Source organism: Sulfuricella denitrificans skB26, assembly GCF_000297055.2.
GTDB lineage: Bacteria > Pseudomonadota > Gammaproteobacteria > Burkholderiales > Sulfuricellaceae > Sulfuricella > Sulfuricella denitrificans.
Genome location: NC_022357.1, coordinates 1,121,862 through 1,134,660, shown reverse-complemented (window position 1 = coordinate 1,134,660; position 12,799 = coordinate 1,121,862). Strand labels below are relative to the sequence as shown.

Here is a 12,799-nt window from a genome sequence, read left to right as displayed (position 1 = left end):
CGTCCCTTGTCCCGCAAATGGAGGCCCACCTTGAAATTCCACCTGGCCGACGATGCCGGCTTAAATCTTTTCACTGGCTACGACATCGATTATGTCGCGGTCAACCATCAACACTATCAAGCCAGCCTGATCGTGCTGCCGGATCGGATCGTCGAAACATGGCCGCCGCAAAGCTTTGCAGCGTTGGGAGCCGCCCATTTTGAAGCCATCCTGGAGTTTATGCCGGAGATCGTACTGCTCGGCACCGGCAGCACCCTGCGCTTTCCTCACCCCCGCCTGACGGACGCACTGATCCGGGCGTATATCGGCGTGGAGGTGATGGACACCCCAGCTGCCTGCCGCACCTACAACATCCTCGCGTCCGAGGGCAGAAAGGTGGCAGCGGCGCTGTTGCTGGGTTAGAGGAAGAGGCTAGAAAAAACCTGGCGCCAAGCGCCAGACACTCTATCTTGCCCTGAATTATCGCAATGTCCTGATCACGGCCTTCTGCAGGTCGGCCAGCTTATCCAGCACCTCGCCATTCAATTTCATCAACTTGGGACATAACTCAGCGACAGCCTCAACCTCACCAGCACCACGCAAACGAATGAGTTCCGCACCGACTTCATGCACCATGGTATGGATCGGCTCAAGGTCATAGTAGCCGGTCAGATGGCCATAGCGTTCCTTGCCATGGCCGTAATACCAGTGGCCGAATCGGCAATGATGGTGACTTTTCAGTTCCCCCTCGCTCAGCATCAAGGTGGCGCCTTCGATCGCCATCATCACCCGCTTGACCCATTGCACATGATCGGATTGCGCCATCAGCAACGGAAAATCGGCCAGATCCCAACGCGTATTTGCCCAGCGCAGCCAACCCGGATCAGGCTTGAACTGCTCAATCCAGTACGGCACCTTCGAAGCCGGCATGGGGTGAGCAATGCCATAGCCCTGCGCCTTGCCACAACCCAGGCGCATCAGCATCACGCCCTGCTCCATGGTTTCGACGCCCTCCGCAATCACATCCAGATTGAAAATGCTCGCCATGCTTACCACCCCTTCGATGATGGTGAGATCGCCCGAATCTTCCAGCATGTTGTGGATGAATGACCGGTCAATTTTCAGCATATTGGCGGGCAGACGCTTGAGATAAGCCAGCGACGAATAGCCCGCGCCGAAGTCGTCCAACGCGAAGCTTACGCCCAGTTCCTGACAGCCCAGCATGATGGAACGCACCGTCTGGATATCGTCGAGCGCAGCGCATTCCAGAATCTCCAGTTCCAGTGAGCTGGGCGGAACCGAGGGATATTCCGCAAGCACATCCCGCAGTTGATCGACAAATTCCATGCTTCTGAAATGGCACGCCCCAAGGTTGATACTCACCAGGGTGTTCAGTCCCTCTGCTCGCCACACCGCCAACTGGCGCAGCACATCCCGCATCACCCACATCCCGATATCCTTGATCAGATCGGTCTGCTCGATCAGCGGCAGGTATTCCATCGGCATCACCAGGCCGCGTTCCGGATGATTCCAGCGCAGCAACGCTTCGAAGCCAAACACCTCGCCGGTGCGCATGTTCACCTTGGGCTGGTAGTAAAGCTCCATTTCACCCTGCGCCAGCGCCTGAGCAATCCGCTCCTGCTCCTGGTAAAGGAAGCGAACCTCTTTGTCGAGTGAAATATCGAACAGGCAAAAACGGTTGCGCCCGGTTTGCTTGGCCTGATACAACGCTTGGTCGGCATGGCGCAGCAGGTTGCCGGAATCGGTATCGTTGAGCGGATAGATAGTCGCGCCAATGCTGGCGGTCAACTGCATAATCAAACCGTTGACTTGATAGGGCCGCGCAATATCCAGCAAAATCCGCTGTAGCGCCGCTTCCGCCTCCTCCAGATCGGCAACATTGGTAAGCAACAGCACGAACTCGTCGCCCCCCAGACGAGATACCGTATCACCACCGCGCACGCTGAGCGTCAGGCGGTGCGCCACCTCGATCAGCAGCAGGTCACCCAGTTCGTGTCCGTAGAGATCGTTAATTTCCTTGAATTTATCCAGGTCGATGAAACCGACCATCAGCAGCTTGTCCATGCGTTTAGCGCTGGAAATCGCCAGTTCGAGACGGTCAGCCAGCAAGGAGCGATTGGGCAGCTTGGTCAAGGCATCGTGCCCCGCCTGCCAGGTGATTTGCTGCATCAGTCGGCGCTTTTCGCTGACGTCATGAAACACCAGCACACAACCTAGCACATCGCCATTGCCATCGCGGATCGGCGCAACGGACTCCTCGATAGAAACCTCACGCCCGCCACGAGTACGCAGTAAACCGTTGCTCTCCAGTTCGATCACCGTACCCGGAACCAGCATGCGCGCCGCGTGAGTTGCCAATGGAAGTCGTGGAGTTTCACCGACCACGTTGAAGACCTTCTGCAATTCGAGACCATGTGCTTCCCAGGATGCCCAACCAGTCAACTGTTCCGCCACCGGGTTGAGGTATTCCACACGCCCCATCGCATCGGTGGTAATGACCGCATCGCCTATCGAGGACAAAGTCACCTGTGCTCGCACCTTTTCGGCGCGAAGCTCCGCTTCCGCCTGCTTGAGAGAAGTGATATCGCGGCCTTCCGCAATCAGCCAGGTAATCTCCTTGTTTTTCTCACGAAATGGCTTCAGGGAAAAATCCACGGCGCGAGGCATCCCATCCGACCCCAGGAAATAGGTTTCGTAGCGAACGAATTCACCGTGGGCGGCGCGCTCAACCGCCTCGCGCAGACGCGGCGCTTCCGCAGGGTCCCACCATGGCGTATCCCAGAGCGGGCGGCCAACCACCTCGCTGGCGCGGATCCCGGCAGCATCCAGGACGCCCTGATTGGCTTCCAGCAATATGCCTTCCCTGTCTAGCAGGCCAGCGAACTGGAATGTTTGATCGAAAATTGCCCGAAACCTGTTCTCGCTCTGATCCAGCGACTGCAGCAAATGCTCCACCTCCTCCGCCATTCGGTTGAAGGCCTGAGCCGCCCCGTTGATTTCTGGGTCGCCTCCAGCCTCGACCCGCGCACTGTAGTCGCCCCGCTTGAAACGGATAGCGGAAATCGACAACTGGCGCAACGTTTTCAGGTTGCCGCGCAGCAATAAAACAAGGAGCAGGATGACGGCAAAATTCGCCAGTGCAATAATCTTGAGCTGCGTTGACAAATGCTGCCACAGCCGATTGATCGACGGCACTGGATCGATGCGCAGCTTCAGCGTACCGAAATTCGCTTCACCGACATTGATGGATGAAATCAGCTCCTCAGGGGGAATAGGAGCGAAACGAACAAACCACTCGGGCGCGGAAAGCGGCACTTTGCCGCCGTCCTGAATGACCTGCAAGCCGGAGCCTGACTGCCACTCAATACGACCAATATTACTAGGCTCTCCGATCTGAGCGCCAAACACTTGCTGAATAGCGGCGACATTATTGTTAACCACGTACTTCGGCAACAACTGATCAAGGAAACGCTGGGTATCTCGCAGCTCAGTCAGATGGTGTTCGCGCACATAGGCGCTTTCATCCGCCATCTGTAGATAGCTGAGCAGGCCACCCGAAGAAAAAATCACCAGTACCACAAAGAACAGCAAGCGGGGCAGCAGCCCGATCTTGTTCCATAACACTAGGAATTTCCCTGGATTACTCACCACGTTCACTCCCGGGTTTAATTATTATCCGAGCAAGCTATTCATTTCAAATATTCTAACAGCATTTTCAGTCCCTATAGCGGTTATTCTCTGACCTCTAATAAATCACCATGGCATTCTGCAGATCCGCCAGTTTATCCAGCACCTGATCCTTCAGTATCAGCAGCTGCGGACATAGTGCTTCTGCCGCCTGGATATCGCCAGCGTCGCGCAATCGAATGATTTCCGAACCGACCTCATGCACATGGGCGTGAATCGGCTCCAACTCGGCAAAAACCGGCAGATGGCCGTAGCGCTCACTGCCTATACTATCGAACCATAAACCGAAACGGCAGTGGTGGTGGTCCGTCAACTCTGCCTCAGCCAGCACCATCGCGGCACTGCTAACCGCTGTCGTCACCTGTTTGACCCATTTCAAATGATCCTGCTGCGCCACCAGCAGCGGGAAGTCAGCCAGATCCCAGCGCATGTCCGCCCAGCGCAGCCAGGCTGGATCGGGTCTGAACTGCGTACACCATGCCGGCACGTCGACTGCGGGCATGGGGCGGGCTATGCCATAGCCCTGCACCTCATCGCAGCCCAGGCGCATCAGCATCACGCCATGCTCCGTTGTTTCGACCCCTTCGGCGATCACGCCGAGCTTGAAAATACTCGCCAGACTCACCACGCCCTCGATAAGGGCCAGATCATCCGGGTCTTCCAGCATGTCGCGCACGAACGACTGGTCGATTTTCAGGGTATTGGAGGGCAGGCGCTTCAGGTAAGACAACGATGAATATCCGGTACCGAAATCGTCCAGCGCGAATTTGACACCCTGCTTCTGGCAGGCTGCCATGATCGCCCGCACCGACTGTATATCCTCGAGCGCGGCGCTTTCCAGAATTTCCAGTTCCAGAGAACCGGGCGAAACCGTGGGATATAACTCAAACAGGTCGCGCAACTGGTCGACCAAATCCGCGTTCTGAAAATGGCGCGCCGCGATATTGACGCTCACCGTGGTGCGCATCCCCGCTTTCTCCCATACCGCAAGCTGGCGCAAGGCTTCCTGCAAAACCCATAAGCCGATTTCCACGATCAGATCGGTATGTTCAACCTGAGGCAGAAAATCCAGCGGCCCGACCAACCCGCGCTCCGGATGCTGCCAGCGCAGCAGCCCCTCGAAACCGATAACCTGGCCGGTGCGCATGTTCACCTTGGGCTGATAATATAGCCGCAGTTCTCCCTGTCGAAGCGCCTGGGCAACACGTTCCTTCTCGCGAAAACGGGAACGCGTCTGCTGGTCGAGCGACACATCGAAAATGGAATAGCGATTGCGGCCCGCCTGCTTGGCCTGATACATGGCCTGATCGGCGTGACGCAACAGGCTTTCTGGGTCGGCATCGTTGAGCGGGTACACCGTCACACCGATACTGGCGGATAGCTGCACCTCCCGACCGTCGATATAGTAGGGCCTGGCAACATCGATCAGAATCCGGTCCAGCGCCACCTCCATATCGTCAATATCTTCAACATCGTTGAGCAGCAGCACGAACTCGTCCCCACCCAGCCGGGCCACCGTATCCCCTCCGCGCACGTCATGCAGGAAGCGTTGCGCCACCTCTTTCAACAACTGGTCGCCCAGATCATGTCCATAGAGATCGTTGACCTCCTTGAATCCGTCCAGATCGACAAGGGCCAACACCAGCAATTTGTCCTGCCGTTCCGAATTGGAAATCGCCTGATCCAGCCGGTCGGACAGCAGGGAACGGTTAGGCAACCCGGTCAGCGGGTCGTGCCCAGCCTGCCAGGTAATTTGCTTGATCAGCTTGAGTTTGTCGCTAACGTCACGAAAGGTCAGCACGCAACCCATCACGCTGCCATCCTGATGGCAAATCTGCGCGAAGGAAAAATCGATAGCGAATTCATGGCCGGCGCGCGTCACCAGCAGGGAATTGATTTCCGACTTGACCACCTCGCCATAGAGTATCGCCTGGCAGGTGAGATTCAGCGGCAATCGGGTAGTTTCGCCGATGACTTTGAACACCTCGTGCAGTGACCGCCCCTGTGCTTCTGCCACGCTCCAGCCCGTCATCTGCTCCGCCTGTGGATTGAGATACTCCACCTGCCCCGACATGTCGGTGGAGATCATCGCCTCGCTAATCGAGGCCAGAGTGGCCTGGACGCGCGATCTCTCGGTACTGAGATTGTTCTCGCTTTGCAGCAACGACTGCAGCAGCTGTTCCACTTTCCCCACCATACTATTGAAGGCATAGGCGACAGCCCGGATTTCCGTGGCGCCTCTGGCCTCCACCCGCACGGCACGATCACCCCGCTCGAAACGAAGGGCAGCAGCCGATAACTGGCTCAGCGTTTTCAGGTTGCTGCGAAGCGCCCACGAAGTCAGCAGCAGAATAATCAGCATCACTACGCAAACAATTTTGATCTGAACAACCAGATGGCCCCACACGATATTGAGTACCGGGGCAGAATCGGCACGCAGTGTCAGCGTGCCGTAGTTCACTCCGTCAGACTCGATGGGGAACGATGTTTCCATATCGGAAATGGCGGCAATGCGCAGAAACCAGTCAGGCGCTTCAAGCCGCACCGGCACAGGCCGTTGGGCAAGTAGCGAACCAGAGCGCGACTTCCACTCGATGTGACTGATATATTCGCGCTCCCCGATTTGGGAATCGAGCAATTTTCGGATCCTGGCAAAATCACCGATCGCCTCCGGCTCGGCCAGTAATAACGCCAGGGAGTTCCCGGTCTCGCGCATTTCCGCCTGAAGGTGGCCGCTAAAGTAGGCACTCTCGTCGACAATCAGGAGATAGCTACGCGTGCTGGCCGCAGTCAGTATCACCAGCACAATGGCGAGCATCAGACGAGGCAATAGCCCGACCCTTCCCCATAACGCCACTAATTGTCCCGGTTTTCGCACTGCGCCAGCACCCCCTGATCCAAACATTTCATAAATCTACCACAGAGGCGCGGAGACACAGAGAAAACCATGCGCCAGATGGTTAACCTGTTTTCCATCCACAACCCCGTTTAACGCTGCCCTTGGCCACAACTTATCTGAAACAAAAAACGCTCAGCGTCTCTGCGGTCAAAAACCCATGCACTCATCGCGGAATAATTTCCAGAAAGTCATGAATGGCATCGAATTCCGCCACATCCTTGGCAGGCAGTTGCGTGTCCGGCCGATGCACCGCGAGCAGATGGGCGATGCCATAATTCCGTGCCGAGCGCAGCACCGGCAAGCTGTCGTCCACCAGCAGCGTGGCAAGAGGATCATAGCGTTCAGCGGACTGAAGCTTGTCCCAGAACCCGGGATGCTCTTTGGGCACACCGATGTCGTGGGCACAGATGACCGAGTCGAAAAAACCATCCAGACGGGTTTTTCGCATTTTCAAGGCCAGGCTCTTGTGGTGGGCGTTGGTTACCAGCACGATGTGCCGACGGCTGCCGCGTAACGCCGCAAGAAAATCGGTGACATGCGGATGCACGGCGATGAGATGCTCTACTTCCTCCTTGAGCTGGGCGATGTCCAGCCCCAGTTCGCGCGTCCAGTAATCCACACAGTACCATTCCATGGTACCCACCACCTTGTGGTAGCGCGGCGCCAATGCATCCTGCGCTGCCTGATGGCTCAGACTGTGTTTTTCGGCGTACCGCAGCGGGACGTGCTCGAGCCAGAAATGGTTGTCGAAATGCAGGTCGAGCAGGGTACCGTCCATATCGAGGAAAACGGTCTGTATGGCGTTCCAATCAAGCATTTTATTTAAGGGCTCAGGACTGATTTTCACTCGGCACTATCTATAAAAACCCCATCAATCGCGGTAGGGTTCGGTGGAAATTCCTATTCGCAGGGCCGGGCCCCATAGCGGAGCAGACCGCACGCTATGAAATCATGAAATCAATAAAGTCACAATCACAAAATATATTTTTTGCATATAGGGAAACTGCGTAAAATACCCTGTCGGCAAGAAGCCATTGGCGTTCATTATTGTCAACCTACCTCACTCAGCATTCAATAAATCAGCCATGGCAGAATCTCCAATTAACGACACACGCGAGTTCCATTTCACGGCACAGGATTTCGAACGCATCCGCAAGCTGATCTATGATCGGGCGGGGATTTCCCTGTCACCCGTCAAGCAGGACATGGTCTACAGCCGACTGGCGCGGCGTTTGCGCGCGACACGAATACCTTCCTTTAATGAATATCTGATTCGCCTGGAGCGTGGCGACGATGTGGAAATGGAAGCTTTCACCAACTCGCTCACCACCAATCTCACCTCCTTTTTTCGCGAGCAGCATCATTTCCCGCTCTTGGCCGAGCATGTTAAAAAAATGGGTCGGCACCACCCGATCTCACTCTGGTGCTCTGCCGCCTCTACCGGTGAAGAACCCTATTCCATGGCCATGACCATGGTGGATCTTTTCGGCACCTTCACGCCACCAGTGCACATCCTGGCAACGGACTTGGACACCACGGTATTGCAAAAAGCCCAGAAAGGCATCTATCCGCTGGATCGGCTTGAAAAAATGCCGGCGGAAACAGTAAAAAAGTTTTTCCTCAAGGGTGCTGGCATACAGGAAGGCCAAGCCCAGGTGCGCAAGGAATTGCGCGATATGATTACCTTCAGGAAAATCAACCTGCTCGATGAATCCTGGCCGATGCGCGGACCATTCGATGCGATATTCTGCCGCAATGTCATGATCTATTTCGACAAAAAAACTCAATACGATGTGCTGAAGAAGTTCGTTCCGTTGCTGCACAAGGATGGCTTGATGTTCGCCGGCCACTCGGAAAGCTTTTATCACGCCGCCGATTTGTTCAAGTCGCTGGGCAAGACCGTCTATGAACTATCACCCCAGGCCAAGCTCCTCGCTGCCCCCATGACTAACCGAAGGGAAACGCCATGAACCCTACGGATTATCATGGAACCCCCTTGCCCCATTTCTATGACAGGGCTACAGCGATGAGATTGCCGATAAAATTCGTTTCGCTGCCAAGGCGCGTCTTAGCCGTATTCCAAGCATGATAGTTCAGAAGAGTCTGACAGCCGATGTCATACTGCCCTCCCTGTCCAACCATATCACCTCGACAGAAAAATTGATTATCGTTGGCGCTTCCACGGGTGGAACCGAAGCGATCAAGGAATTCCTCATCAAATTGCCGCCGGACTGCCCTGGTATCGTCATCACTCAGCACATGCCGGAAAACTTCACCAAATCGTTCGCCCAGCGCCTCGATACACTATGCAAAATATTGGTGAAGGAAGCCGAACATGGCGACCGCATCCTGCCAGGGCATGCCTATATCGCGCCGGGACATTCCCACTTGCTGGTAAAGCGCAGCGGCGCCAATTACATCTGCGAACTATCCGACGGTCCGCCCGTCAATCGGCATCGCCCCTCGGTGGACGTCCTGTTCCGCTCCGCTGCTAATCATGCAGGCAAGAATGCAATTGGCGTGATCTTTACCGGCATGGGCAAGGATGGTGCCAGGGGGATGTTGGAGATGAAGCAGGCAGGCGCCTTCAACTTCGCCCAGGATGAAGCCAGCTGCATCGTGTTCGGCATGCCCAAAGAGGCGATCCTCATTGGTGGCGTCGATGCGGTCGTGCCACTGCAGGACATGGCTGCACGCGTTATGGCACATTTGTCAGGCCTGAGCACGCGCACCTCCCATGTTTAGACTTGATAGGGACTAGCGAAATCGAGCGGGTCAAGTTTTTGTGCGCAGAGGAAATATCCATGCCGCATAAAATGGATAACAGCGCTATACCAGCTGCAATAAACCGGTATATCTACGATAACCGGCAAATTCCTTGAAGACCGATTTTTCCAATGAACTCAGTTTTTCAGAGGGTGTCGTCTCGTGATATCCCCTTGCGCTTTAGGCTGCGGCGCAAAAGTTTCAAAGCTTCCACCTGAATCTGGCGCACCCGCTCGCGGGTGATGCCCAAGGTGTCAGCCACTTCCTCCAGGGTGTGAATGGCATGTCCGTTCAGGCCAAAACGCCGCTCTATAACGCGGCGCTGTTTATCTCCCAGTTCCTCCAGCCACTGACGCACGAGCGCCTCGAGCTCTGTATGCTGCAGTTGCAATTCGGGCGAAAGGGTATTCTCGTCGGGAATCGCATCACTCAAAGAGAGTCCAGGGTCAATATCCAGCGGCGTATCCAGGGAGGCTATGCGCTCATTCAGGTTCAGCACATAGCGCACATCGGCCACCGGCTTGCCTAGCATGTGCGCCACCTCTTCCACGCTGGGTTCGTTGCCTTTGTGGGACTCAAGGTGACGGAACGCCTGCAAGCAAGTATTCATCTCCCGGATCACATGCACCGGAATGCGGATAGTGCGCGACTGATTCATGATGGCGCGTTCGATATTCTGCCGTATCCACCAGGTGGCGTAGGTAGAAAAGCGGAAACCCCGTTCCGGATCGAATTTTTCCAGGGCATGGATGAGCCCCAGATTACCTTCCTCGATCAGGTCCAGCAGCGCCATACCACGATTGACATAATGTTTGGCGACATTGACCACTAGCCGGAGATTGCACTCAATCATCCTCTGGCGGGCCTCGAAATCACCCTGGATTACCCGGCACGCCAGGCTGTACTCCTCTGTAGCGGTCAGCAAGGCATTCTGCCCGATTTCATTCAGGTAAATCAGGGTCGGGTCATGCCGCGACTCGCCAGGCAGATCAGACAGTTCAGGCACTTCAAGCCGCTCCGGTAGCGCCTCGACCTTCTCCTCTTCCAGAGGGGACTTGTCATCGCTCAGGAACTCATCGTCGTCGCTGTAAGGATCTTCGCTCATCAGGATTTATCGCTGGGCAGATATTTCATCGGGTCGACCGGCTTGCCAAACCGCCGTATCTCGAAATGCAGCTTGACCTGATCGGCATCAGAATCACCCATTTCGGCAATTTTCTGACCCTTGGTCACACTCTGCCCTTCCTTGACCAGGATCTTGTGATTGTGCGCGTAGGCACTCAAATAGGTCTTGTTGTGCTTGATGATCACCAGTTTTCCATAGCCGCGCAGTCCGCTGCCACTATAAACCACTTTACCCGGTCCAGCGGCGAGAACAGGCTGGCCACTCTTCCCGCCGATGTCCAGGCCCTTGCCAGAACCGGATGCCTCATTGAACGACGTGATTACTTTGCCTGTGGTGGGCCAGTTCCACTCGACCCGCTCATCATCCTCGGCCTGGTTACCCTCTTTTTTCTCTGCCGGCAATTCAGCCGGTACCGGCTTGTCCTGGGATTCTGTCCTGGCCGTGGAAGCTTTTTCCGCCTGTTCTGAGTAAGCCAGCTTGAGCGCCTTGGGTTGGGTCTTCAGCAACGCATCCTCGCCGGCTTGCCGGGTTTCCGCCATCGCTCCGGTTTTCAACGGAGTGACCACTACCGTCTGCGGAGAATCTTTAAACTTCACAGACTGGCCGATATGTATGGTGTAGGGCGGAGTTATGCCGTTCCATTCAGCCACTTCTTTGTAGTCGAAGCCATGCTCCAGCGCAATGCCATACAGAGTATCACCCTTCTGAACGGTATAGGTCTGTGGGCGCAAGTCCCCGTCATTCCTGGTTTTGGTGGGTGATTTCTGAGCCATGGAAGCACGCTCGAGCACAGGCGCACTCGACTTGGTTGATGCGCAACCGCTGATCAGCAGGGCAAACACACCAGCGATCAGAACGGTACCAGCAATCATACCAACCCCGGCAATAGCGGCACGAACTTCACTGCCTCCAGCGTTGTCTGACGATATTCTTCAGCAGTATGCTCTATCAGACACAAGCGCTGTTCGCCGGTTCCAATCGGGAACACCATCCGACCACCCTCGGCCAATTGTGACAGCAGCGCCTCCGGCACGTGAGTGGCAGCCGCAGTCATGATGATCCCGTCGAATGGCCCGAGTTCCGCCAATCCGAGAGAGCCATCTGCATGCTTGACCCTGACGTTGGCAGCACGAATTTCGCGCAGATGTCCACGCGCCTTCATCAGTAGCGGCGCGATCCGTTCCACGGAATACACTTCCTGTGCCAGACGGGCCAGCACGGCAGTCTGGTAACCACAGCCCGTGCCGATTTCCAGCACTTTACCCAGTGACCTGCCACCGCGTAGCAGTTCAGACATGCGTGCAACGGTTTGGGGGTTGGAAATCGTCTGACCGAAACCAATCGGCAGCGAGCAGTCTTCATAGGCGCGGGTGGCCAGTGCCTCGTCCACGAAAATATGGCGCGGCACAGAAGCCATCGCATCGAGCACCACCTCGTCCTTGATACCCTGGCTGCGCAAGCGCTCCACCATGCGCACCCGGGTACGCTGGGAAGTCATGCCGATGCCACTGAGGTTCGCACTCATAACCACCCTTTAATCACGTCCATCTGCCCATAATGAGTCAAGTCAATCTGCAACGGGGTCACAGAGACCATGCCGCGCGCCACCGCGCCGAAATCCGTGCCAGCCCCGGCATCCTGCGCAGCGCCGGCCGCGCCCACCCAGTATACCGTTTCACCACGCGGGTTAACCGACTTCACCACCGGCTCTGCCTTGTGCCGCCTGCCCAGCCGCGTGACTTCCCGGCCCTGGAGCTGATCATAGGGAACGTCCGGTACATTGACGTTCAACAGCACCGGACTGGTGAAGGGGTGGTCCTGGTGGCGCTTGATAATCTCGGCGACCACGCGCGCCGCAGTTTCATAATTGCCAGCCCCCTTGCTCACCAAGGATACAGCGATTGAGGGGATACCCAACAAATAGCCTTCAGTTGCCGCCGCCACCGTACCGGAATAAATCGTGTCGTCACCCATGTTGGCGCCGTGATTGATGCCTGAAATCACCATGTCCGGCAGATGATCCAGCATGCCGGTCACAGCGAGGTGGACGCAGTCGGTTGGGGTGCCGTTAACATAATAGAAGCCGCTGTGGGCTTTGCGTAAGCTGAGTGGGCGATCAAGCGTGAGCGAGTTGCTGGCGCCGCTGCGATCTCGCTCAGGAGCGACTACAGTGATATCGGCAAGGGAGGAAAGTGTTTCGGCAAGGCAGGCCAAGCCAGGAGCGAAATAACCGTCATCGTTACTCAACAGAATCCGCATCGTTGATTTTTACGGTTGGCCAGTGAAGTCTCTAAGTGGAACACCCTTTCGGGCTTTCACTT

The 12,799-nt window shown here is 56.0% G+C and carries 9 protein-coding genes and 1 pseudogene; 3 read left to right on the top strand and 7 right to left on the bottom strand.

Features of this window, described 5'->3' with window-relative positions:
* Positions 1-30: 30 nt before the first annotated feature.
* Positions 31-402 carry an Mth938-like domain-containing protein gene (locus SCD_RS05580; protein ID WP_009206090.1) on the top strand — a complete coding sequence of 124 codons (372 nt, stop codon included), beginning with the start codon at positions 31-33 and terminating at the stop codon, positions 400-402.
* A gap of 57 nt (positions 403-459) precedes the next feature.
* Here SCD_RS05580 and SCD_RS16975 read toward each other — a convergent pair whose 3' ends face one another.
* The 3 genes from SCD_RS16975 to yrfG all read right to left on the bottom strand — a co-directional run bounded on the left by SCD_RS16975 (position 460) and on the right by yrfG (position 7,403).
* Complete coding sequence (locus tag SCD_RS16975; protein WP_021035801.1) at positions 460-3,624, bottom strand: EAL domain-containing protein; 3,165 nt, start codon at positions 3,622-3,624, stop codon at positions 460-462.
* A gap of 121 nt (positions 3,625-3,745) precedes the next feature.
* On the bottom strand, positions 3,746-6,517 hold the full coding sequence (locus SCD_RS05570) for an EAL domain-containing protein (protein ID WP_009206092.1): 2,772 nt from the start codon (positions 6,515-6,517) through the stop codon (positions 3,746-3,748).
* 232 nt (positions 6,518-6,749) lie between these two features.
* Positions 6,750-7,403: a GMP/IMP nucleotidase gene (gene yrfG / locus SCD_RS05565; protein ID WP_009206093.1), complete on the bottom strand. Its 654-nt coding sequence runs from the start codon at positions 7,401-7,403 to the stop codon at positions 6,750-6,752.
* Between the two features lie 268 nt (positions 7,404-7,671).
* Between yrfG and SCD_RS05560 the strand changes: the two genes are divergently transcribed.
* The gene (locus tag SCD_RS05560) at positions 7,672-8,556 is read left to right on the top strand and encodes a CheR family methyltransferase (RefSeq protein WP_009206094.1); all 885 of its coding nucleotides are present in this window, start codon (positions 7,672-7,674) and stop codon (positions 8,554-8,556) included.
* A gap of 49 nt (positions 8,557-8,605) precedes the next feature.
* A pseudogene (gene cheB / locus SCD_RS05555) lies at positions 8,606-9,331 on the top strand (chemotaxis-specific protein-glutamate methyltransferase CheB); the annotation flags it as partial.
* Between the two features lie 166 nt (positions 9,332-9,497).
* On the opposite strand, the gene rpoS reads toward cheB, so the two are convergent.
* Genes rpoS through surE form a run of 4 tightly spaced genes read right to left on the bottom strand, consistent with a single transcriptional unit; the run spans position 9,498 to position 12,737 of the window.
* On the bottom strand, positions 9,498-10,457 hold the full coding sequence (gene rpoS / locus SCD_RS05550) for an RNA polymerase sigma factor RpoS (RefSeq protein WP_009206096.1): 960 nt from the start codon (positions 10,455-10,457) through the stop codon (positions 9,498-9,500).
* Positions 10,457-11,350 (bottom strand): peptidoglycan DD-metalloendopeptidase family protein, encoded by an 894-nt coding sequence (locus tag SCD_RS05545; protein WP_009206097.1) that lies wholly within the window; start codon positions 11,348-11,350, stop codon positions 10,457-10,459. The genes rpoS and SCD_RS05545 overlap by 1 nt, the downstream gene beginning before the upstream one ends.
* Complete coding sequence (locus SCD_RS05540) at positions 11,347-12,003, bottom strand: protein-L-isoaspartate(D-aspartate) O-methyltransferase (RefSeq protein ID WP_009206098.1); 657 nt, start codon at positions 12,001-12,003, stop codon at positions 11,347-11,349. Before SCD_RS05540 ends, SCD_RS05545 begins: the two co-directional genes overlap by 4 nt.
* The gene (gene surE / locus SCD_RS05535; protein ID WP_009206099.1) at positions 12,000-12,737 is read right to left on the bottom strand and encodes a 5'/3'-nucleotidase SurE; all 738 of its coding nucleotides are present in this window, start codon (positions 12,735-12,737) and stop codon (positions 12,000-12,002) included. Before surE ends, SCD_RS05540 begins: the two co-directional genes overlap by 4 nt.
* Positions 12,738-12,799: the final 62 nt, after the last annotated feature.